This window comes from Blastococcus sp. SYSU D00922 (assembly GCF_054050495.1).
Map to the genome: position 1 here is coordinate 36,247 of NZ_JBJGZL010000008.1, position 20,013 is coordinate 56,259.

Genomic DNA, 20,013 nt, shown 5'->3' on the forward strand with positions numbered 1-20,013 from the left:
GCTGCGCGGTGCGGTCAGCGGCGACCCTTGACGTACCGGCCGAACGCCTTCTGCATCTCACGGCGGGAGTCGCGCTCGGCGAGGTCCTGGCGCTTGTCGTAGGACTTCTTGCCCTTGGCCAGCGCCAGGGTGGCCTTGACCTTGCCGTCCTTGAAGTACAGGTCGAGCGGCACCAGGGTCAGGCCGCCCTCCTTGATCTTGCCGATCAGCTTGTCGATCTCGGCGCGGTGCATCAGCACCTTGCGCTTGCGGCGCGGGGCGTGGTTGGTCCACGTGCCCTGCACGTACTCCGGGATGTGCACGTGCTGCAGCCACACCTCGCCGTCGTCGATCGAGGCGAACCCGTCGACGAGCGAGGCACGGCCGGCACGGAGGCTCTTCACCTCGGTACCGGTCAGCGAGAGGCCGACCTCGTAGGTGTCGAGGATCGAGTAGTCGTGCCGCGCCTTCTTGTTCTGGGCGATGAGCTTGCGCCCGGTCTCACGCGGCATGCCTCCAGGTTACCGTCGGGCCCGCCCGCGACCCCGACGTCGAGGTGGACGCCCGCTCCGCCGCCATCCGGGACAGCTCGGCGCGGATGCCGTCCCGGGCGATCCGCCTCGCCCTGTCGCTGCCCGACAGGCTCGCCTCCAGGGCGGCCATCGCCGTCGCCATGGCCCCGGCGCCGATCACGAACCCGACCACCTCGGGCAGCCCCACCTCGGTGCTCGGGTGGTGCCGCACCCCATGTCCGTTCATGCCGTGCAGCGTGGACCCGCGGGACCCTCCGCGGGGTCATCCGCGGCGCACGATCCGGTCAGCCGGCGGCGTCGTGCCGGAGCTGGCCGAGCGTCGGGGCCTGCACGGGCAGGAACGCCGCCTCGCGCACCCGCCGGGCGGTCGGGCTGCCGGCCCGGTAACCGGCGCCGCCGCAGACCGCCGTCTCCAGGGCCACCGCGTCCGTGGCGACGGCGATCGCGTCCAGGCGGGTGCGCGCGAGGTGGGCACGCCCCGTGCCGGTCCGCGAGCCGGCCTGGTCCTCGAGGGCGATGACGACGTCGTCCCGTCGTCGCCCGAGGTCCTCGTGGTCGCTCCGGAGCACCGCGTCGACCCCGGTCAGGTGCGCGCGCGAGGCGTCCAGCGAGCCGTCGGCCAGCCCGACGGCCAGCGCCGCCTGCATCAGGAGCATCGGCGGGCGGCACAGCGCCATGAAGTCGGCCAGGTCGTCGCTGAGCACGGCTCCGCGCGGGACGGCGACCCGGTGCAGCTCGAGGCCGCGCGTGCCCGTCCCGTTCAGCCCGAGGAGCTCCGGGGCGGGGCGGAGGTCGACCCCGGCGTCGGTGAGCCGGAAGGACACCACCACCCGGCCCTGCTGCGGCGTCCGGGCGGGGGTGACCACGACGGCGTCGTCGAAGAGGTTCGAGGCCCAGGAGATGGTGCCGGAGAGCAGCCAGCCGTCCCCGTCGGACTCGGCCACGACGGGCAGCTCGCCCCGTCCGGCGAGGTCGGCGATCGCGGGAGCAAGGGCGGTCGCGCCCGTGACCTCGCCCGACCGCAGCGCGTCCTGGAGCGCCCGGACGTCCACCGAGGGTGGGGCGGACCGGAGGTACTCGAGCACCATCCGCTGCGACCAGACGGCGAATGCCGAGGCGAGGCTGTCGGCGGCGATCCGGCGGACCATGCGCACCGCGGCGAGCAGGCCGCCGTCCGCCTCGCCGTCGTCGTCCGCCAGCAGCCCGGTGACGCCCAGGGCGCGGAGCACGGGCCGGACGTCGGCGCGGCCGGCGTCGACGTCGGCCGCGCCGGCCAGGATCTGGGTGCGGATGTCGCTCATCCCTGCGGCCACGGCGGCTCTCCCCTCGTCGGCGCCCGCCCTATCCCCGGAGACTCTCCCGCAACGGCGAGATCTGCACACCGGCCCCCATCAGCGGGCTGATGGGGGCCAGTGTGCAGATCTCGTCAGGGGTGCTGCTCGGCTACAGCCGGACGTACAGGCGCAGCGTCACGTAGGCGGCGACGGCGGCCAGACCGACGCCCACCCCCGAGATGATCAGGCTGTTGGAGATGATCGCGCTCCACTCCACCTGCGGGATGATCCCGGCCTTGATCGGCCCGGCCAGGGTGCGGTCGACGAACAGCACCTTGGTGAGGATCAGCCCGCCGGCCGCCAGCAGACCACCGATGAGCCCGGCGATCGCGGCCTCGAGGATGAACGGCAGCTGGGTGTACCAGCGCGAGGCGCCCACCAGCCGCATGATGTTGGTCTCGTTGCGGCGGTTGAACGCGGCCAGCTGGATGGTGTTCGAGATCAGCAGCAGCGCCGCCAGCGCCTGGACCACCGCCACGGCGATCGTCGCGTTCCGGGCGCCGTTGAGCAGGCTGAACAGGCGGTCGAGGAAGTCGCCCTCGTCGCGGACCTGGTCCACCCCGTTCTCGCCGCTGGGGAACTCGGCGGCGATGACCGAGTAGCGCTCGGGGTTCACCAGCTCCACGCGGAAGCTCTCCGGCAGCGCGTCGGCCGGGGTGTTCTCCACCAGCTCGGGCTGCTGGCTGAACTGCTGCTGGAAGCGCTCGAAGGCCTCTTCCTTGGACTCGTAGATGAAGCTCTTCACCTCGGGCGAGGAGTCCAGCTCCGACTCGATGGCCGCGCGCTGCTCCTCGGTCACGTCGTCGGCCAGGAAGATGGAGACCTGCACCTTGTCGTAGTAGATCTCCTTCATGTCGGAGATCATCCCGGCGATCAGCAGCCCGGTGCCCATGAGTCCGAGGGAGATGGCGGTCGTCAGGATCATCGCGACCGTCATGGTCAGGTTGCGACGAAGCCCGGTGGCCACCTCGGAGAGGACGAAGTTGACGCGCATGGATTCCCTGTCGTGGAGTTCGGCAGTCGGGCGGTTCGGGACTCGGCGGCCGCGGGGCTAGCGGCCGACGCCGTACACGCCGCGCGACTGGTCGCGGGTCAGGACTCCCCCGTTGAGCTCGATGACGCGGCGGCGCATCGAGTCGACGATGTGGTAGTCGTGCGTCGCCATGATCACCGTGGTGCCGGTCCGGTTGATCCGCTCGAGCAGCAGCATGATGCCCTCGCTGGTCTCGGGGTCGAGGTTGCCGGTCGGCTCGTCGGCCAGCAGCACCAGGGGCCGGTTGACGAACGCGCGGGCGATGGCCACCCGCTGCTGCTCACCACCGGAGAGCTCGCTGGGCAGCCGGTTGGCCTTGCCCTCGAGGCCGACCATCTCCAGCACCTCGGGCACGACCCGCTTGATGGTGCGCTGGGGCTTGTTGATGACCTCCAGCGCGAAGGCCACGTTCTGGGCCACGGTGCGGTCGCGGAGCAGCCGGAAGTCCTGGAAGACGCAGCCCATGGTCCGGCGCAGCTTCGGCACCTGCCACTTGCTCATCGTGTTCAGGACCTTGCCGTTCACGCTGATCGTGCCCGAGGTCGGGGTGTCCTCCTTCAGCAGCAGCCGGAGGAACGTCGACTTCCCCGAACCGGAGGACCCGATGAGGAAGACGAACTCGCCCTTGTCGATCTCGGTGGACACGTCGTCGAGGGCCGGCCGGCCGCTGGCCGGGTAGAGCTTGGTGACGTGTTGCAATTCGATCACGAGGCGCCACGGTACCTGCCCCGGCTGTGCGGATGCCTCCTTCGCCACGGAACTCGCGGGACTCGTTCGACCGCCCCGCGCGGGCCTAGCCGGCGTCGACGGTCTCCTGCTGACGGCGCCACCGGATGCCCGCCTCGATGAAGGCGTCGATGTCGCCGTCGAGCACGGAGGCGGTGTTCCCGGTCTCCTGCTCGGTCCGCAGGTCCTTGACCATCTGGTACGGGTGCAGCACGTAGGAGCGCATCTGGTTGCCCCAGCTGCTGCCCTCCCCCTTGAGCGCGTCCATCTCCGCCTTCTGCTCCTGCTGGCGGACGACGAGGAGCCGGGCCTGGAGCACCCGCAGGGCGGCGGCGCGGTTCTGGATCTGGCTCTTCTCGTTCTGGCAGGACACCACGATGCCGGTCGGGATGTGGGTCATCCGGACGGCGGAGTCGGTGGTGTTGACGCTCTGGCCGCCGGGGCCCGACGAGCGGAAGACGTCGACCCGGATCTCGTTCTCGGGGATGTCCACGTGGTCGGTCTGCTCGACCACCGGCAGCACCTCGACGCCGGCGAACGACGTCTGGCGACGGCCCTGGTTGTCGAACGGCGAGATGCGGACCAGCCGGTGCGTGCCCTGCTCCACCGACAACGTGCCGTAGGCGTACGGGACCTTGACGGCGAAGGTGGCCGACTTGATGCCGGCCTCCTCCGCGTAGCTGACGTCGTAGACCTCGGTCGGGTACTTGTGCCGCTCCGCCCAGCGCAGGTACATGCGCATGAGCATCTCGGCGAAGTCCGCGGCGTCGACGCCACCGGCCTCCGAGCGGATGGTCACCAACGCCTCGCGGGAGTCGTACTCGCCGTTGAGCAGCGTGCGGACCTCGAGCTCGTCGATCACGGTGCGGATGCTGGCGAGCTCGCGCTCGGTCTCGGCGACGGTGCCCTCGTCGCCCTCCTCCTCGGCCAGCTCCCGGAGGACGGCGACGTCGTCGAGCCGGCTGCGGAGCTCCTCGACCCGGCGCAGCGTGCCCTGCAGGAAGGACAGGCGCGAGGTCAGCGCCTGGGCGGCCTCGACGTCGTTCCAGAGGTCGGGCGCGGCGGCCTGCTGCTCCAGGTCGGCGATCTCGTTGCGCATGTCGTCGACGCGCAGCACGGCCTCGATCGACTTCAGGGTCGTGTTGAGCTCGTCGAGTACGACGGAGAAGTCGGCAGCCACGTCTAGCCAGGGTAGTGCGCCCCCGCCACGGGTACCCCGACCGCATGACGGGACGACGCCGCGAGCGCAGCCGGGCGGAGTACGAGCAGGGGCTGCCCGGCTACCACGACCCCACCGCGGGCATCGGTGGGGCGTCGCCTGCCCGCTCGGCCCTCACCCTGCGGCTGGTGCTGGCGCTCTTCGGGGTCGTGGTCTGCTTCGGCGGCGGGTTCGCCTGGCTGGCGACGGACCTGCCGGCCTGGCCGGGGGTGGCGCTGCTCGTCCTCGGCGTCGTCGCGGTGGTCGACGTCGTGGTGATCCTCCGGCGCAAGGCGCGCGGCGAACCCGGCTGAGGCGCCGGTCAGGCGCTGATGACGGCCGTGTGGAGCGAGGCCTCCCATGCGGCCGTCCACGACAGCACCTCGGCGGCCGGCATGGGTCGCGCGATGTGGTAGCCCTGCGCGTAGCTGCAGCCGAGTTCCACGGCCAGCTCCAGCTGCTCCGCCGTCTCCACGCCCTCGGCGAGGCTGCGGATGCCGCAGGCCTGCCCCAGCGCGACGACGGCGGCGATGGCCGCGGCGGTCTGCTGGCGGCGGCCCTCCGGGAAGGCGATCAGGCTGCGGTCGATCTTGAGGATGCCGCACGGGATGGTGACCAGCTGGCCGAGCGACGAGTACCCGCTCCCGAAGTCGTCGATGGAGACCTCGACGCCGCGCAGGCGCAGCTCGGCGAACTGCGCCGCCGCCCGCTCGGGGTCGTCGGCCACGGAGGTCTCGGTCAGCTCGACGACCAGCTGGGCCGCGTCCAGGCCCGCCTCGGCGAGGGCACCCATGACGTCGTCGACGAGGGTGCCGGAGGAGAAGTGCGTGGCGTTGATGTTCACGCCGACCAGGAGCTGCCGGCCGGCGTCCCGCCAAGCCGCGTTCTGCCGGGCCGCCTCCGCCAGGACCCAGCGGGCGAGCGGCGTCATCAGGTCGTGCTGCCGCGCCGTCGGCAGGAAGTCGCCCGGGTACAGCAGCCCGCGCCGGGGGTGCTGCCAGCGGACCAGCGCCTCCACGCCGGTGCACTTCCGCGACGGCAGCGAGATGACGGGCTGGTAGTGCAGGACGAGCTCGTCCTGCTCGATGGCGCGCACCAGCTCGGCAGCCAGGGTCGCCCGATGCTCCGCCGCCTCGCGCAGCTCGGTGGTGAAGACCTCGATGCGGTTGCGGCCGGCCGCCTTGGCCGCGTACATCGCCAGGTCGGCGTCGCGGACGAGGTCGGTCGAGCGCACGTCGGAGCCGGGGCCCGCGGCGGTGGCGACGCCGATGCTGGCGGTCAGCCGCGCCGTGCGGCCGGCGAGCTCGAAGGGTCTGGCGAACGTGTCCCGGAACCGCTGGGCGAGCACCTGGGCGCCGTCGGCGTCGCAGTCCCGGCCGATGACGACGAACTCGTCGCCGCCGAGGCGCCCGACCGTGTCGCCGGTACGCGAGCACGCCGACAGCCGCGTCGCCAGCTGACGCAGCAGGTCGTCGCCGACGTCGTGGCCGAGGGAGTCGTTGACGTCCTTGAAGCCGTCGACGTCGAGGAACAGGACCGAGACCGGCGCACCGTCGGGCCGCTGCAGCTCCTCGTCGATGAGCTCGTGCAGGTACGCCCGGTTGGGCAGGTCGGTCAGGTGGTCGTGCCGCGCCCGCCAGGCCGAGGTCCGCTCGGCCAGCACGCGGGCCGTCACGTCCGTGTGGGTGACGACGACGTGACCGCGGCCGCCCACCCGGGATGCCTGGATGTGGTACCAGCGCGGCCGCTGGTCGCTGGGGCTGGGCACCTGGCGGTCCACCGACACGGCAGCGCACTCGCCGCGGGCCAGCGCGCGCAGCGAGGTGACGAGGGCCCGCCCCTCGGCGTCGCCGTGCACGGCCGTCGCGGCCGCGTAGTAGTCGGCGCCCGGCAGGATGTGGTTCCCGTGCTCCTTGCCGGCGCGCGTCCACTCGCCGTTGGTCATGACGATGAGGCCGCCCGGGTCCAGCAGGACGGTGGGCGAGGGCAGCGCGTCGAGCACCGCGTGCACGAGGACGGCGTCGACCTCGGCGTCCCGTCCGGAGGGCGTGCCGGCAGGGTCCGTGGTGCCTTCGTGGTCCGTGCGCACGTCACCCCCCATCGCAGCGGGGCGCCCCCGTCGGCGTCCCTCTCCCTCTTCCCATCGGCAGGCGAGACCCAGACCACAGCCCGGGGAGGTCGTACCGCCCCCTTCGAGGGAGGACGCGGTCAGGCGTCCCGCGTCTGGTCGAGCACCCAGCCGAGGTAGGCGGCGCTCCCCCCGACCAGGGGCAGGGCGATGACGCACGGCACGTCGTAGGGGTGCAGCTCCGCCGTCCGGGCGACGACGGCGTCGACGAGCGACCGGCGCGTGTGCAGCGCGACGCGGGCCTCCGGCTCGTCGTGGACGGCGCCCTGCCAGCGGTACACCGACCGGATCGCACCCAGCACGTGCCCGCAGGCGGCCAGCCGCTCCTCGACCAGGGTCCGGGTGAAACCGGCCAGCCACTCGGCGTCGGCCGCGGTGACCACGACCTCGCAGCACTCCTCGTCCACGTCGTCATCCTGGTGGACCGGGGCGTGCAAGCGCCGCCGGCGCGGGTAGGGGCCCGGCATGAGCGACGACATGACGATCCAGATCGACAGCGAGCACTACGTCATCCGCCAGGACGGCGACGGACTGCAGGTGGGCCGCCGCAACGGTGAGGACGTCGCCTGGCTCGAGACCGTCGACCTCGACCTCCTGCCCGCGCCGGCCCGCGAGGCGCTCGACCGCGGGGACACCTCCGACGAGGCGCTGCTGACCGCCCTGCGCGGGGTCACGCAGGCCGAGATCGAGCGCGGCGCCTGACCGACGGCAGGTGGGTGCGCCGGCGGGCGCACCCACCTGTTCAGGTCGCCGGCTCCACGGAGACCCCCAGCGGCAGCCAGCGCAGCCGGTCACGGACGTCGGCCGGGGCACGCGCGAACTCCTGCTCGATCGCGTCGCGGCCCTGCCGGAAGTGCGACCAGCCCTCGTAGTGGACCGGGATCGCGGTGCGCGGCCGGACCAGCCGGCACACCTCGACCGCCTGGCGCGCGGTCATCGAGTAGCGCAGCGGCCCGGTGACCGGGAAGCGCACGCCGCCCAGGTGCAGCAGCGCGGTGTCGACCTCGAGCCGCTCGGCCACCTCGCGGAGCCCGGCGAACAGCACGGTGTCCCCCGAGATCCAGAGCACCCCGTCGTCCTGGCCGTCCCACCGCAGCGCGAAGCCGACGACGGCCCCGGCCACCGGGCGGCTCAGCGGCGGACCGTGCCGGGCCGGGGTGGCGGTCACCTCGATGGTCGGCTTCCCCGGCGCGGAGAGCTCCGTCGTCCCCCACGCCCGCAGCCCCCGTGCCGCGCCGCCCAGCCGGCGGGCACCGACCGCGGTGGTCACGACCGCGCCCGCGGACGGCAGGAGCGCGCGACCGGCGTCGTCGAGGTTGTCGGCGTGGTGGTCGTGGCTGAGCAGGACGACGTCGACGGGGAGGACGTCGGCGGCTGGGAGCGCCGGTCCGGTCACCTTGCGGGACGACGTCCCCCAGCCGAAGGCGTACCTCCGGCCGGGGGCGTCGAACGTGGGGTCGACCAGGAGCCGCCAGCCCCCGACCTCGACGAGCACGGTCGGGCCGCCGACGTGGGTGAGGCGGACTCCCTTCACTGCCGACCGGCCGCCTCCCGCGGCGCGGCGGCGTGGTCGACCGCCCAGCGCAGGACGACGTCGGCGATCTCCTGCCAGCCCTCCTGGGCGGGCAGGAGGTGCGCGTACCCGGGGTACTCCAGCCGCTCGACGACGCCCGTCGTGTAGTGCTTGGCGTTCGACTTCTGCACGCTCGGCGGCATGATGTGGTCCTCGCCGGCCGAGACGAACAGCAGCGGCGCGCGGTCCGGCTTGGCGTAGTCCACGTGGGCCTCCTGGGGGCCCGGCATGAAGTTGGCCAGCACCCCGCTCCACAGGATCCGGCCGGACGCCGGCACGTGGTAGCGCTGGTACAGCCGCCGGGAGTCCTCCTCGTTCCACGTGTTCGTGAAGGCGTAGTGCCACTGCTCCTCGCTCAGCGGCACGGCCCGGTGCCGGTTGGCCGGGTTCTTGAACGCCGTGAACGTGGACTTGAGCTGGGAGAGCGGGAGCACGCGCACCCCCTCCGTCGGCGCGGAGCACAGGGCGACGCCGACGGCACCCAGCCCGCGGTCGAGCAGGAGCTGCGTGATCGTGCCCCCGGCGGAGTGGCCGATGATGATCGGCGGCTGGTCCAGCTGCTCGATGACCGCCGCGTAGGTGTCGACGATCGGCGTCAGCGTGAGTTCGGCGATCGGCGTCGGGTCGGCGTTGAGCGCCTCGACCTCCACCTCGAAGCCGGGGTAGGCGGGCGCGAGGACCCGGTAGCCCTTCGCCTCGTAGTGGGCCTTCCACTCCTCCCAGCTGCGGGGCGTGACCCAGAAGCCGTGGACCAGGACGATCGTGTCCGGTCCACCGGGCGCGGGCGCGTCGGCAGGCCGCGGGGTGGGGATGTCGGTCATCTCGTACCTCTCGTCAGCTCCGTGACCCTGGATTAGTTGCCGGGCCATCCGATTCGCCGACCCTGGCATCGCGCACGGCCGGCGCATCGGCTGTGCGCGCACACCTCCGGTATCTGCGTGCACGACATGTGCACGAGCCGGCCGGTTCCCCGGGCCGTCGCGCTCTGCCACCCTGTGCGCACCTCAGCCGGGCCTGCAGCCACGACCTCCGCGGGAGATGCCGATGCAACTGCTCGACACCGCGACCGTCGCGCCCGAGCACCGCGTGGCCGCCTTCCGCGCGGCCTTCGACCAGGCCTCGGTCCCCTGCCGCATCGAGCACCTCGGACCCGACGCCCACGTGCGCTCCCGGATGCACCTGTGGCATTTCGGCCAGGCGAACCTGTTCAGCACGGACGCCTCGGGCTTCCGGCTGGTGCGCACCGCCCGGCACCTGCGCATGGAGAGCCCTCCGGTCGTGGCGCTGGCCGTCCAGTCCAGCGGCGTGGGCCGGTTCCGCCAGTTCGACGCGGAGGCCCTGGTCCCCGCGGGGTCGCTCATGGTCAGCGACCTGACCGCGCCGTACGAGTTCTCGTGGGTGGACACCGGCGGCTCGCGCGCCTTCCAGATCCCGTACGGGCGCCTGGCGCTTCCCCAGGACGTCGTCCGGAGGGCCGCGCCGCGGCTGGCCGCGAGCCCGCTGCACCACCTGGTCAGGGACCACCTGGTCCGGCTGGCTTCGGCCGCGGACCGGCTGGCGACCGATCCCGGCGCCACCGCGCTGGGCACCGCGACGATCGAGCTGGTCCGCGCACTGCTCGTCTCGGCGGCCGACGACGAACGGTTGGCCGGCGAGGTGCGCGCGGAGACGCTCCTCACCCGCGCGCTCGCCTGGGCTCGCGAGCACCTCACCGAGACCGATCTGGGGCCGGAGCGCATCGCCGCGGTGCACAACGTGTCGGTCCGGCAGCTGTACAAGGCCTGCGCCGAGGCCGGCATCAGCCTCGAGCAATGGCTGATCTCCGAGCGGCTGGAGCTGGCCCGAGCGGAGCTGGCCTCCGCCGCGGGACGACGCCGGCCGATCGCGACCACGGCACGCGGATGCGGGTTCTCCGACCCGAGCCACTTCGCGCGCCGGTTCCGGGCCGCGTACGGCCTCTCGCCCCGGGAGTGGCAGCAGCTGACGCGCTAGCGGTGCCCGCGGCCGCCGCGCCCGTTGCCGTTGTCGCCGTGCCCGTGCCCGTTGCCGTTGTCGCCGTGCCCGTACCCCCGGTCGTCGTCCCGCGGCGGGGCGGGCGTGGGGCTGGCCGGGGTCGGCGTGGGCTTCGCCGGAGTCGGCGTGGGCTTCGCCGGAGTCGGCGCCGGCTTGGCCGGGGTCGGCGCGGGCTGCGCCGGAGCCGGGGTGGGTGTGGGCGGGGCCGGCGCCGGTCTCGCGGGAGCCGGCCTCGCCGGCGCCGACACCGCAACGGTCGTGGGAGCCGCCGGCGAGCCGGCCCTGACCGGAGCCGACTGAGCGACTGCCGGGACCGCCTGCTGCCCCGCCGCCGCGTCTGCCGTCGTCGACCAGGGCGATCTCGCTGTGCCTCCGCCGGTCGAGAAGGCGGAGGGGGCGATGAACACCTGGTTCGGGCCCGGCACCCCGAAAGCCGTCAGCGTCAGCCGCAGCTCACGTCCCTCGAGAACCTGGGCGTCCGCGCTCGCGGCCGCCTGCCAGTCGGCCCAGTCACGGGGGTCGTCGAGCAGCGGGAGGACGTCGGCTGCGGTGCTGCGCGGGAGGCGCGAGAAGACCGCGGTGCTGATCGCCATCGAGGTGACGACGTCGCAGGCCGCGACCCGGAGGAAGTTCTTCCTCTCGATGCAGTCCGCCCGCTCTCCCACACCGGCCGCCGTGGTGCTCGCAATCTCGGCGTAAGCGGCGTACGACGCGTCCGTCTCCGACTCGTCGGCGGTGTCGTCCGACCCGTCGTCACCGGTGTCCGACCCGTCTGCACCGCTCTTCGACACGGCAACCAGGAAGGTGTCCAGAGCCTCCACGACGGCGGGCGTGGCGCCATCCGGCAGCAGGCCGACGACGAGTTCCGCGGGTCCGGCGCCGAGCGGCCAGCGGACCACGTCACCCGGCATCAGCAGGGTGTCCGTTCCGGCGACCCGCCGGAGCACCTCGGCCGCGGCCGAGTCGTCGGCGCGCACGGTGACGGGCGCGCCGAGGTCCCCGCTCCGTGTGGCGACGACCGGGAAGTCCTGGTCGTTGCGCACGGTCAGAGCGCCGGCGTCGGCACAGGCGTCGACCACGAACTCGTCGGGCACCCCACCACGGGCGGTGTCGAGCGCGCAGAGCTCGGGCGCCGGTCCGGCGGCGGCGGGAGACGCGGACACGCCACCCAGGACCAGGACGCCGCACACGAGCGTCGGCAGCCGCCTCACGACGGGAACCTGCAGGCGGGCTGGACCAGCCGACCCAGGTCGTCCAGCGCGGTGCTGACGTCGTCGCGCATGGCGCTCGTCACGCCTCGATCGCGGGCGGCGGTGAGGGACTCGACCAGGTCGTCGATCGCCGCCTCGAGCCGGAGGGATCCACCGGCGTCCCGGACCTGTTCCTGAACGGTGCGCAGCTCGTCGATCGCGCCGGTGAGGTCCAACTCGGCCCCCACGTCTCCCCGCTCGCCGGCGAGCACCCCCATGGCGACCGGCACCTCGGTGAGGTGGCTGCTGTCGGCGAGGGAACTGCAGTACTCGGGAGCGGTCTCAGCCGGCTCGTACGAGGGGACCGCCACGTTCGCCGGCTGAGCCGTCGACCCCTCGTCCAAGGACCCCGTACAGCCGACCACGGGACCCGCCAGGAGCGCCAGCAGGCCCACCAGGCGCAGCCGGCCGAGGAGCACGGACGCAACGTAAGGGGCCGCGACGGCCCCCCCAACGCGGGTCACCCGACCGGGCGAACGCAACCGTCGAGTCATGACCGGTAGTTACTGCCCCCCACGTTTTCCGTTTCCGCGGGACACGCTGCCAGGCGGGAGTCGGAGGTGACCCGACACCTGCGCGCCGACCACCACTCTCCCGTTGGGCGTCTCGGCCCCGAAGTGCCGCCGCGGAGCCAGGCCACCGTTCACCGGTCGTGCGGGACGTGCTCCGGTCGTACCGGCTCTCCCAGCGCGTGCACCCGCCAGCCCCCGAGCCGGGGACGGCGGACCAGCGTCGCCACGACGTCGTCCGACTCGGAGCGGAAACCGAGGTACGCGACTTCGGGGTCGTCCAGCGCGGGCAGGACCTCGTGGGCCATGCCGCACGCGGGGAGGAGCGCGGCCGCGCGGTCGAAGGCGCCCCACCACCGCCAGCTCTCCGGCGTGACGACGAGCCCGAGGATCTCGAGGTCGGGTCCGCCGGGCTCGGTCACCGCCGTCCAGAAGACCGCCGCGACGGTGACCGGGTTGTCGGGGCCGGGCTCGCCGGCGGCGACCAGCGCGGCGACGTCCGGGTTCATGCGGTCGCGCTGATGTTGACCATCCACTGGATGCCGAACGGGTCGACGCACATGCCGAACTCGTCGCCCCACACCTGCTTCTCCAGCGGCATGGTGACCGACCCACCGGTGGAGAGCTTCTCGAAGTAGCCGCGCAGGTCGGCGTCGTCCCCGCTGAGGCTGACGGAGATGTCGCTGCCACCCCTGGTCTCCATGCCGGCCGGGGCGTCGGAGGCCATCAGCGTGTAGCCGGCGGCCGTCTCGAGCTGGGCGTGCATGACCTTGTCCTCGTCTCCGGGCGCAGCCATCCCGCTGGCGCCGTAGGTGTCGACGGCCAGCTCGCCGCCGAACACGTCGCGGTAGAACTCCATGGCCTGCCGGGCGTTGCCCGCGAAGGCGAGGTAGGGGTTGAGTCGAGAGGCCATGGCGAGCTCCTTCGTGCTCGGCGGTGAGGAGGCGAAGGTAGCGGGAACGGCGCTGGTTCAGCAGCCCTCGACGTCGTACCCCTGCATAGCCGGCCAGACGCTGGGCGGCGTGGTCGGCCAGTCCCACACGGAGACGCCGATCGCGCGCTGCTCGATCGCCGCGCGCACCATCGCCGCGTAGTCCTCGGCCGTCTCCTGCGCGTCGTAACCGCCCGCCACCGAGACCACCGCGCACGGGTCGCCGAGGTGGTCGCGCACCCGCTCGATGTTCTGGCTGACGTACTCGTACGGGTCGGTGAACCCCTCCTCCGAGCGGTCCGACCAGTAGGCCATGGGCAGCCAGACGTCGTAGAGGCCCTCCAGCTCCTGCCACGGGAAGTCGGGCCAGTAGGCGGTGTTCAGCACGTCGGTCACGACGGGCGGCAGGACGACGGCCCCGAGCTCGACGTCGGGCAGCGCAGCCCGGAGCCGCTGGGACAGCTCGATCAGCGCGCTGTTCCGGAGCGCGAGCTCGACCGCCTCGGTGAACTCGATGTCGATCGCGACGGCGTCGAAGCCGCGATCGCCGGCGCGGAAGTCGGCGATCTGCTGCAGCCGCCGCAGGTCGCCCTCGATGTCGCCGAAGCGCGGCAGGTACCAGGCCACCACGCGCATGTCCCGGGCGTGCGCCCGCTGGAGGAAGTCCGCGAGGAGGTCCTCGCTCAGCAGCCCCGGGTAGCGGGGGTCGTCGGCCGCCGGCTGGAGGTAGAGGGTCTCGACGCCGGCGTCGGCCATCGCGTCGACGTCGGCAGGCGTCACGGGTGGCACACCCCCGGCGAACTCGCGCGTGATCCGGTACCGGGACAGCCAGGTGCCGACGCCCGCGTACGGCGATTCGGCGGCGACCTCGGGTGGGGGCTCTTCCTCCGCCGTGGACCCGATCTGCGGCAGGCCCGGCAGGGCGCCGGACTCGTCCCGGGTGGCGACGTCGGCCGCCTCGGACCGTCGGTCCGCCGCCCCGCCGGACGGCTCCCCGACGACGAGCGCGACCGCGAGGACGGCGAGCACCAGGAGGCCGAGCAGCGCACCGCCGGTGCGGCGTGTGCTCCACCTCCCCATCGCCGCATTCTCGCAGCCGGACGGCGGCTCAGCCGTCGACGTAGCGGTCGCGCTCGACCACGAATTGGCCGGTGGCGGTGTTGGCGTCGACGAACTCCGGCAGCAGCGGGATCCGCACGGTCACGGTGACGCAGACGGAGAACTCCTCCCCCGGCGCCAGCGTCGGCGAGTAGCTCCCAGCTGCCGCGCAGTCCGCGCCGGCCGGCGCGAAGGCCAGCCGTACGTCGGTGGCGTCCACCGACTGGTCCTCCACCGCGAGCTGCGCCGCGCGCAGCGCGCGCTCCTGCCCGGTGACCGGGTCCGGTGCCGTCGCGATCGCGCGCCCGGCCTCCCGCGCGGCCGCGGTCGAGGCGAAGACGCCGCGTTGAACCGCGGAGAACCCGGCGACGATGTAGATGAGCGGCACGAAGACCACCAGCGCGATGAAGACGAACTCCACGAGCGCCGAGCCCTCGTCGCCGGCCGGCCGGCGGCGCAGCCAGGTCACGCGGCCTCCTTGACCGCGCGTCCGGTGACCTCCAGCGGCAGCAGGTTCCCCAGCGCCGACAGCAGCGAAGGCACCGGGCCGGTGCAGCGCACGACCACCAGCGTCAGCCCGGTGGCGTCGGTCTCCTCGCCCGACGTGCACACCAGCCCCTCGGCGGTCTGCTCCGAGGTCGCCCGCGCCACCACCTCGACGGTCCGGGGCGCGCCGGCTGCCGAGTCCACGTCCGCGTTCGCCGCATAGCGGGCGCCGGCCTGCGCGCTCGCCGTCACCACGTTGCGCACGTGCACGTAGACGGCGACCTGGAGCACCGCAAGCAGCAGGGCGACGATCAGCATCGACACCATGACGAAGTCGACGACGGCGCTGCCCCGCTCGCCGTCGTCCTCAGCGCGAACCGGCCGGCTAGCCACCGCTCGTGACGGACGTGAGGGCGTTGGTCACCGCGTCCACGATGGCCTCGCGGAACGGGATGAGGATGGCCAGCACGAGGGCCGCCGTCATCACGGTGATCATCACCCAGCCGGGGACGTCGCCCCGCTCGGGATCGTCGCCGCGCACGCGCGCGGCGAAGGCCGCCCTGGCGGCGGTCAGGTACGCGAGAACGCGCATGGTCGTCCTTTCCTCGTGTCCCACGGGCTCACCGCGCCAGCGAGACGATGCTGATCAGCCCCGGGAACAGGGCGAAGAGAACGGTGACCGGCAGCACGAGGAAGACGACCGGCACCATCATGGCGATCTCCTTCCGGCCACCGGCCTCGAGCAGCCGGCGCTTGCCGGCCTCGCGGACGTCCGCGGCCTGGGCGCGCAGCACCTCGGCCAGCGGGGTGCCGCGCTCGATGGCGACGAGCAGCCCGTCGATGAACCGGGCGAGCGGGTCGAGCGAGGTGCGGTCGGCAACCTCCTGCAGCGCGTCGACCAGCGGGACGCCGGACCGGGCGCGGCCCAGTGCCGCATCGAGTTCCCGTGCCAGCTCGCCACCCGAGAGGCGCGTGACCCGGGCGATGGCCGCGGTCGGGCTCTCCCCCGCCGTCACGGCCAGGGCCAGCAGCTCCGCGACGACCGGGAACTCGGCGAGCAGCAGCTCCTCGCGCCGCTGCACCTGCTGGGTCAGCCACCAGTCCCGACCCAGGACGCCGCACAGCAGGCCGGCGACGCAGAGCAGCCCGGCCGACAGCACGTTGAGCCCACCGGCGGCGACCGACCCGACCGCGGCCACGACCGCCGCACCCAGCAGCCCCAGCCCACCCCAGACGACCTGCTCGACGCGGAAGTCCTCGACCGTCGTCTCGGCAGCCAGCGCGTCGAGCCGGCGGCGGACCGCCACCCGACCCCCGAGCAGCCGGTCCACCAACCGCGCGCCGTCGCCCACGACCGGGCCGAACACCCGCCGGACGGCGGTGAGCAGCCCGGGCTCGGTCGCGGTGCCCAGCAGTCGCGACGGCGGCGGGGTGTCGTGCACGTAGGGCGCGAGGCGGTCGACCAGCCGCACCGACCGGAACGGTGGCGCGAAGCTCACCACGAGCACCAGCCCGACCGCGGCCATCAGCCCGAGCAGCATCCCCGTCAGACCCGCGCTCACTGCAGCACCCGCACGTCCTCGGGCAGCCGCCCGATCCGCAGCATCAACCGGTAGGCGACGACGCAGACGCCCCCGCCGACCAGCAGGATCGCCGTGCCGAGCGTGGAGTCGTAGGCGGCGAGCGTCGTCGACTGGGTGGCGAGCAGGAGCAGGACGACCCACGGGGCGGCCACCGCGAGGCGGGCGGCGGAGACCACCCATCCCTGCCGGGTCTCCAGCTCCGCGCGGGCGCGGGCGTCCTCGCGCAGGAACGTGGCCAGGGTGCGCAGGACCCGGCCGAGGTCGGTGCCGCCGACCTCGCGCGCGACCCGGAGCGTCTCCACGATGCGGTCGCCGACCGGGTCGGCCAGGTCGTCCTTGAGCCGGTCGAGGCAGGCGCTGAACCGGCCGGTGGACCGGTACTCGGCGGCGAACCGGGCGAACGGTGGCCGCAGCACCTCGGGCCCGCGGCTGGACAGCGCCGCCAGCGCCTCGGGCAGCGACATGCCCGCGCGCACGGCGGAGGCCAGGTTGTCGACGACCTCCGGCCAGACCTCGCGCAGGTCGGACTTCCGGCGGGCGGCGAGCCGGCGCACCTGGGCGTGGGGCAGAGCGAAACCGAACAGCCCGAACACCAGGCTGACCGTCACCGTGCTCGTCGTGAGCAGGACGGCGACCAGCACGAGCAGCCCCAGTCCGACCTGCAGGGCCAGGAGCTGCGCCGCGTTGATGCCGGTCAGACCCGCCTCGGCCAGCAGCAGCTGCCGGCGGCCGGGGCGCCGGGGTGCCGTCCTCGGCTGGGGTGCCCGCGGACCGCTGCGCCAGATCAGCAGGAGGCCGACGCCGAGGAGGAGCCCCAGCAGCGCGCCGGACTCCGTCACGCCCGGTCCCCGAGCAGCGCCGGCAGGTCGAAGCCGGCGGCGGCGAACCGGTCGGCGTGCGGCGGGTAGCCGTCGGCCCGCACGAGCCGCCCGTCCCGCGTGGTGAAGACGTCGGCGGTCTCGATGACGCCGTTCTCCGCCCGGCCGGGCAGCGCCACGATCTCGCGGACCCGCCGGCGGCCGTCCGCGTCGGTGCCGACGTGCACGACGAGGTCGATGCTGGCCGCCACGGTCGGGACGACGAAGGCCGTGCCGATGTTTTCTCCCGCGAGCAGGGGCAGGGTGCACATCTTCACCACGGCCTCGCGGGCGCCGTTGGCGTGCAGCGTGCACATGCCCGGCAGGCCGGATCAGCTAATGACGTATGACGCCGTACCTTGATGGCATGCCACTTCGGGCCGTCCTCTATTGCCGCCTCTCCGTCACGAAGGAGGACTCGACCAGCATCCAGCGTCAAGAGCAGGACCTCCGCGCCCTGGCAGCCCGGGAGGGCTGGGAAGTGGCCGAGGTGCTGAAGGACGACGGTCAATCAGGCGGGAAGGAACGCGACAAGGCGAACGCCGCCCTCGCCATGCTCGCCGATGGGCAGGCCGACGTCCTGGCGGTATGGAAGTTCGACCGCTGGAGTCGCCAAGGCCTCGGCGCGGTGGCCCGCCTCCTCGAAGTCCTGGACAAGCGCGCGGAGGCCGCGCGCAACGGCAACGCCGCCCCTGCCATGTTCATCGCGAAGGAAGACGGTCTCCGCTCCGGCGAGAGTTCTTTCGAGATCATCGCCGGAGTCCTCGCGGGCGTCGCTCGGCAGGAGCGGGAGAACACGCGACTCCGGGTCCGTTCCTCTATCGCCGAGCTTCGCCGCTCCGGCCGCTACTCCGGCGGCAACGTCCCCAGCGGCTACCGCTCCGAGCCCAACCCGGAAGGGCGGGGGCGGGTCCTCGTACCGAACCCCGCCGAGGCAGAAATTCTGAGAGAAGCGGCGGAGCGGATCGTCACGGGCGCCTCCGTCTACGCCGTCACGGCCTGGATGAACTCGACCTCCTTCCGTCCTCGGCGTGCGGCCACCTGGAGCATCACCGCCCTTCAGCAGGCCCTCACAGGCGAGGCGATCGTCGGCCGTGTCCGGCACTCGGGCCAGGTCCTTCGCGGAGAGGACGGCCTGCCGCTCCAGGTCTGGGAGCCAGTCCTCCCGCTCGACCTTTGGCACTCCGTGCGCGCGGCCCTGGAGGCGCGAAGCGAGGCCCGCCGGCCCGCGGGTCAGCGCCGCCGAGGCGCTCGCTCAAGGCTCCTTTCGGGCCTCGCCACTTGCGCCGACTGCGACGGCCCGCTCTACGTTCGGACGACCGGGTCGGGCGTTTGCACCTACGCCTGTTCGGCGAAGTCGAACGGCCGCCCCTGCGGCGGCGTGAGCGTTACGGCGGAGCGTCTGGAGGAGTTCGTCGCGGACGCCTTCCTCGGAACGTTCGGACGCGTGGAAGCTCTGGAGCCGGTCGAGGTCGAAGCCCCCGCCGTGGCCCTTGTGGAGGCCGAGCGGGCGCTCGCCGAGGTTTCGGCCCGCCTCGGTGACCCGGACCTCCTCGACGACGAGGAGGAGACGCTCTTCGTTCAGCGCCGCGCGCTCCGCGACCGCGTCCGCGAGCTTCGAGCCGAAGCCGCCGCCCCGCCTCGCCTGGAGTACGTCCCCACGGGCCTTAAGATCGCCGAGGTCTGGGCCACCGATGAAGACGTCCAGGCCCGCCGCGCCCTCCTCTCTTCGGCGCTGCACGCGGTTGTCGTCAGGAAGGGCCAGCGAGGCCGCCGGGGGCTGGACAGCTCACGCGTGGATCTCTTGTGGCGCGACGGCGAACCGGAGGACTACAACGCTCCCTGACCTCTCCCGGCGTCCGGCGCTTCCCGGTAGACGTGCATTTAGACGGGCGGGCTAACGGGGTAATCGAAGAACACTGTCTCGTCGATTTCCCCCAGGCGGTGGAACTCGCCGTCGCTACGCATCCATATGCCGAGCGTCGTGCTCTCTGACACGTCCGCCGATCGCACTGTCCACGTCAACTCGACGTCTGCCCCGACGGCTTCGTCGAGCACCGCGGCTTCGCGGAGGGTCCTAAGCGTCCAAATCAAGCGGCGATCCTGCGGGTCCCGCCCGATACAGCGAAAGCTAACGATCGCCCCGACGGTGAGGCGGGTACCCACCTTCCGCATACCGACAATCTCGTTACCGAAGGAGTCCGTCACCGACTCCACGACCGGGTACCACTGACTGTCCGGCCCTTGGCTGCTGCGGTGCTGCGCCACGACGTTCCCAATCTCCCCTGTCATGCCTGCCAATAGGTGACGCTCGAAGGGAAGTAGTCGCCGCCCGTGCATCGGCGCATTGCGCATCGCCGCTATGCGCTCTGAGTAGACGGTCCAGCGCTTCTTGTCCCCGAGCACCCCAGCGAACTGGTCCCACCGCTTGTTGACCACCTTCACTAGGTCCCGGTGCTCCGTGTAGACCAGCAAGTCTTCTGGCACAACGACGCCGCGGCGGAAGCCGCGCTCCGTGTCTCGCTTCTCCGCCAGCCTCTCCAGGTCAACCCCTGTTCCGGCGTGCCACCCATCGCCCAAGAGCCTGCGAATCAAGCCGCGGAGGACGTCCTCGTACCGCGTGATCAGATCTGCGGCATCTAGGCCGTCACCATCCGTGACCATCGCCACGACCGTAGCGATCCGAGCAGCGAAAGGCCTCTTGGCCCACTCCGACCGCGAGACCTCGGTCTTGCGGTCGCCGGTCCCACGCACGGCGGGCGCCCTCCCCCTCCCCGCGCCG

Annotated in this window: 26 protein-coding genes; 4 read left to right on the plus strand and 22 right to left on the minus strand. The window is 72.8% G+C overall.

Going from position 1 to position 20,013, the window contains the following annotated elements:
- Window positions 1-14 precede the first annotated feature (14 nt).
- From smpB to prfB, 6 genes are all read right to left on the minus strand, one after another.
- A complete protein-coding gene (gene smpB / locus ACI78T_RS13025; RefSeq protein ID WP_456558524.1) occupies window positions 15-491 on the minus strand; it encodes an SsrA-binding protein SmpB in 477 nt (158 codons plus the stop codon).
- Window positions 481-738, minus strand: coding sequence for a hypothetical protein (locus tag ACI78T_RS13030; RefSeq protein ID WP_456558525.1), 258 nt, complete (start codon window positions 736-738; stop codon window positions 481-483). The genes smpB and ACI78T_RS13030 overlap by 11 nt, the downstream gene beginning before the upstream one ends.
- 58 nt (window positions 739-796) lie before the next feature.
- On the minus strand, window positions 797-1,825 hold the full coding sequence (locus ACI78T_RS13035) for a hypothetical protein (protein ID WP_456558526.1): 1,029 nt from the start codon (window positions 1,823-1,825) through the stop codon (window positions 797-799).
- A 130-nt stretch (window positions 1,826-1,955) separates the two neighbouring features.
- A complete protein-coding gene (gene ftsX, locus ACI78T_RS13040; RefSeq protein WP_456558527.1) occupies window positions 1,956-2,840 on the minus strand; it encodes a permease-like cell division protein FtsX in 885 nt (294 codons plus the stop codon).
- A 57-nt stretch (window positions 2,841-2,897) separates the two neighbouring features.
- Window positions 2,898-3,587: a cell division ATP-binding protein FtsE gene (ftsE, locus tag ACI78T_RS13045; protein WP_456558528.1), complete on the minus strand. Its 690-nt coding sequence runs from the start codon at window positions 3,585-3,587 to the stop codon at window positions 2,898-2,900.
- Between the two features lie 85 nt (window positions 3,588-3,672).
- Window positions 3,673-4,785, minus strand: a complete 1,113-nt coding sequence (prfB, locus tag ACI78T_RS13050; RefSeq protein WP_456558529.1) for a peptide chain release factor 2 — start codon at window positions 4,783-4,785, stop codon at window positions 3,673-3,675.
- 44 nt (window positions 4,786-4,829) lie between these two features.
- Here prfB and ACI78T_RS13055 point away from each other — a divergent pair, with 44 nt between their 5' ends.
- Window positions 4,830-5,117, plus strand: a complete 288-nt coding sequence (locus ACI78T_RS13055; protein ID WP_456558530.1) for a DUF6343 family protein — start codon at window positions 4,830-4,832, stop codon at window positions 5,115-5,117.
- 8 nt (window positions 5,118-5,125) lie between these two features.
- On the opposite strand, the gene ACI78T_RS13060 is transcribed toward ACI78T_RS13055, so the two are convergent.
- Entirely contained in the window at window positions 5,126-6,892 is a 1,767-nt protein-coding gene (locus tag ACI78T_RS13060) for a putative bifunctional diguanylate cyclase/phosphodiesterase (protein ID WP_456558531.1), read from the minus strand.
- 119 nt (window positions 6,893-7,011) lie between these two features.
- Window positions 7,012-7,338 (minus strand): divalent-cation tolerance protein CutA, encoded by a 327-nt coding sequence (cutA, locus tag ACI78T_RS13065; protein WP_456558532.1) that lies wholly within the window; start codon window positions 7,336-7,338, stop codon window positions 7,012-7,014.
- Between the two features lie 58 nt (window positions 7,339-7,396).
- On the opposite strand from cutA, the gene ACI78T_RS13070 reads away from it, so the two are divergent.
- Window positions 7,397-7,633: a hypothetical protein gene (locus ACI78T_RS13070; protein WP_456558533.1), complete on the plus strand. Its 237-nt coding sequence runs from the start codon at window positions 7,397-7,399 to the stop codon at window positions 7,631-7,633.
- A gap of 40 nt (window positions 7,634-7,673) precedes the next feature.
- Here the strand turns inward: ACI78T_RS13070 and ACI78T_RS13075 are convergent, their stop codons facing one another.
- Window positions 7,674-8,465 (minus strand): MBL fold metallo-hydrolase, encoded by a 792-nt coding sequence (locus ACI78T_RS13075; protein ID WP_456558534.1) that lies wholly within the window; start codon window positions 8,463-8,465, stop codon window positions 7,674-7,676.
- A complete protein-coding gene (locus tag ACI78T_RS13080) occupies window positions 8,462-9,325 on the minus strand; it encodes an alpha/beta hydrolase (protein WP_456558535.1) in 864 nt (287 codons plus the stop codon). Before ACI78T_RS13080 ends, ACI78T_RS13075 begins: the two co-directional genes overlap by 4 nt.
- Window positions 9,326-9,548: 223 nt before the next feature.
- On the opposite strand from ACI78T_RS13080, the gene ACI78T_RS13085 reads away from it, so the two are divergent.
- Window positions 9,549-10,496 (plus strand): helix-turn-helix domain-containing protein, encoded by a 948-nt coding sequence (locus ACI78T_RS13085; RefSeq protein WP_456558536.1) that lies wholly within the window; start codon window positions 9,549-9,551, stop codon window positions 10,494-10,496.
- Here the strand turns inward: ACI78T_RS13085 and ACI78T_RS13090 are convergent.
- The 11 genes from ACI78T_RS13090 to ACI78T_RS13140 all read right to left on the minus strand — a co-directional run bounded on the left by ACI78T_RS13090 (window position 10,493) and on the right by ACI78T_RS13140 (window position 17,548).
- Window positions 10,493-11,728 (minus strand): hypothetical protein, encoded by a 1,236-nt coding sequence (locus ACI78T_RS13090; protein ID WP_456558537.1) that lies wholly within the window; start codon window positions 11,726-11,728, stop codon window positions 10,493-10,495. The two genes, ACI78T_RS13085 and ACI78T_RS13090, sit on opposite strands and share 4 nt — an antisense overlap.
- On the minus strand, window positions 11,725-12,186 hold the full coding sequence (locus ACI78T_RS13095; protein ID WP_456558538.1) for a hypothetical protein: 462 nt from the start codon (window positions 12,184-12,186) through the stop codon (window positions 11,725-11,727). The genes ACI78T_RS13090 and ACI78T_RS13095 overlap by 4 nt, the downstream gene beginning before the upstream one ends.
- A 224-nt stretch (window positions 12,187-12,410) precedes the next feature.
- On the minus strand, window positions 12,411-12,785 hold the full coding sequence (locus tag ACI78T_RS13100; protein WP_456558539.1) for a hypothetical protein: 375 nt from the start codon (window positions 12,783-12,785) through the stop codon (window positions 12,411-12,413).
- Window positions 12,782-13,189, minus strand: coding sequence for a VOC family protein (locus tag ACI78T_RS13105; RefSeq protein ID WP_456558540.1), 408 nt, complete (start codon window positions 13,187-13,189; stop codon window positions 12,782-12,784). The genes ACI78T_RS13100 and ACI78T_RS13105 overlap by 4 nt, the downstream gene beginning before the upstream one ends.
- A 57-nt stretch (window positions 13,190-13,246) precedes the next feature.
- Window positions 13,247-14,287, minus strand: coding sequence for a hypothetical protein (locus ACI78T_RS13110; protein WP_456558541.1), 1,041 nt, complete (start codon window positions 14,285-14,287; stop codon window positions 13,247-13,249).
- A 28-nt stretch (window positions 14,288-14,315) separates the two neighbouring features.
- The gene (locus tag ACI78T_RS13115) at window positions 14,316-14,774 is read right to left on the minus strand and encodes a hypothetical protein (RefSeq protein ID WP_456558542.1); all 459 of its coding nucleotides are present in this window, start codon (window positions 14,772-14,774) and stop codon (window positions 14,316-14,318) included.
- Window positions 14,771-15,184, minus strand: coding sequence for a TadE/TadG family type IV pilus assembly protein (locus tag ACI78T_RS13120; protein WP_456558543.1), 414 nt, complete (start codon window positions 15,182-15,184; stop codon window positions 14,771-14,773). Before ACI78T_RS13120 ends, ACI78T_RS13115 begins: the two co-directional genes overlap by 4 nt.
- Entirely contained in the window at window positions 15,177-15,383 is a 207-nt protein-coding gene (locus tag ACI78T_RS13125; RefSeq protein ID WP_456558544.1) for a hypothetical protein, read from the minus strand. Before ACI78T_RS13125 ends, ACI78T_RS13120 begins: the two co-directional genes overlap by 8 nt.
- 28 nt (window positions 15,384-15,411) lie before the next feature.
- A complete protein-coding gene (locus tag ACI78T_RS13130; protein ID WP_456558545.1) occupies window positions 15,412-16,353 on the minus strand; it encodes a type II secretion system F family protein in 942 nt (313 codons plus the stop codon).
- Window positions 16,350-17,213, minus strand: coding sequence for a type II secretion system F family protein (locus tag ACI78T_RS13135; protein ID WP_456558546.1), 864 nt, complete (start codon window positions 17,211-17,213; stop codon window positions 16,350-16,352). Before ACI78T_RS13135 ends, ACI78T_RS13130 begins: the two co-directional genes overlap by 4 nt.
- Window positions 17,210-17,548: a hypothetical protein gene (locus ACI78T_RS13140; protein ID WP_456558547.1), complete on the minus strand. Its 339-nt coding sequence runs from the start codon at window positions 17,546-17,548 to the stop codon at window positions 17,210-17,212. Before ACI78T_RS13140 ends, ACI78T_RS13135 begins: the two co-directional genes overlap by 4 nt.
- Before the next feature lie 50 nt (window positions 17,549-17,598).
- Here ACI78T_RS13140 and ACI78T_RS13145 point away from each other — a divergent pair, with 50 nt between their 5' ends.
- Window positions 17,599-19,077 (plus strand): recombinase family protein, encoded by a 1,479-nt coding sequence (locus ACI78T_RS13145; RefSeq protein ID WP_456558548.1) that lies wholly within the window; start codon window positions 17,599-17,601, stop codon window positions 19,075-19,077.
- 38 nt (window positions 19,078-19,115) lie between these two features.
- Here the strand turns inward: ACI78T_RS13145 and ACI78T_RS13150 are convergent, their stop codons facing one another.
- Window positions 19,116-19,985 carry a hypothetical protein gene (locus ACI78T_RS13150; protein WP_456558549.1) on the minus strand — a complete coding sequence of 290 codons (870 nt, stop codon included), beginning with the start codon at window positions 19,983-19,985 and terminating at the stop codon, window positions 19,116-19,118.
- Between the last annotated feature and the right edge of the window lie 28 nt (window positions 19,986-20,013).

Bases quoted from the DNA above. Each gene is read 5' to 3' on its own strand.
- ACI78T_RS13140 (WP_456558547.1), bottom strand. From the start codon at position 17,548: ATGTGCACGCTGCACGCCAACGGCGCCCGCGAGGCCGTGGTGAAGATG.
- ACI78T_RS13110 (WP_456558541.1), bottom strand. From the start codon at position 14,287: ATGGGGAGGTGGAGCACACGCCGCACCGGCGGTGCGCTGCTCGGCCTC.
- ACI78T_RS13105 (WP_456558540.1), bottom strand. From the start codon at position 13,189: ATGGCCTCTCGACTCAACCCCTACCTCGCCTTCGCGGGCAACGCCCGG.
- ACI78T_RS13085 (WP_456558536.1), top strand. From the start codon at position 9,549: ATGCAACTGCTCGACACCGCGACCGTCGCGCCCGAGCACCGCGTGGCC.
- ACI78T_RS13100 (WP_456558539.1), bottom strand. From the start codon at position 12,785: ATGAACCCGGACGTCGCCGCGCTGGTCGCCGCCGGCGAGCCCGGCCCC.
- ACI78T_RS13080 (WP_456558535.1), bottom strand. From the start codon at position 9,325: ATGACCGACATCCCCACCCCGCGGCCTGCCGACGCGCCCGCGCCCGGT.
- ACI78T_RS13055 (WP_456558530.1), top strand. From the start codon at position 4,830: ATGACGGGACGACGCCGCGAGCGCAGCCGGGCGGAGTACGAGCAGGGG.
- ftsX (WP_456558527.1), bottom strand. From the start codon at position 2,840: ATGCGCGTCAACTTCGTCCTCTCCGAGGTGGCCACCGGGCTTCGTCGC.
- smpB (WP_456558524.1), bottom strand. From the start codon at position 491: ATGCCGCGTGAGACCGGGCGCAAGCTCATCGCCCAGAACAAGAAGGCG.
- ACI78T_RS13030 (WP_456558525.1), bottom strand. From the start codon at position 738: ATGAACGGACATGGGGTGCGGCACCACCCGAGCACCGAGGTGGGGCTG.
- ACI78T_RS13145 (WP_456558548.1), top strand. From the start codon at position 17,599: ATGCCACTTCGGGCCGTCCTCTATTGCCGCCTCTCCGTCACGAAGGAG.
- ACI78T_RS13070 (WP_456558533.1), top strand. From the start codon at position 7,397: ATGAGCGACGACATGACGATCCAGATCGACAGCGAGCACTACGTCATC.
- ACI78T_RS13125 (WP_456558544.1), bottom strand. From the start codon at position 15,383: ATGCGCGTTCTCGCGTACCTGACCGCCGCCAGGGCGGCCTTCGCCGCG.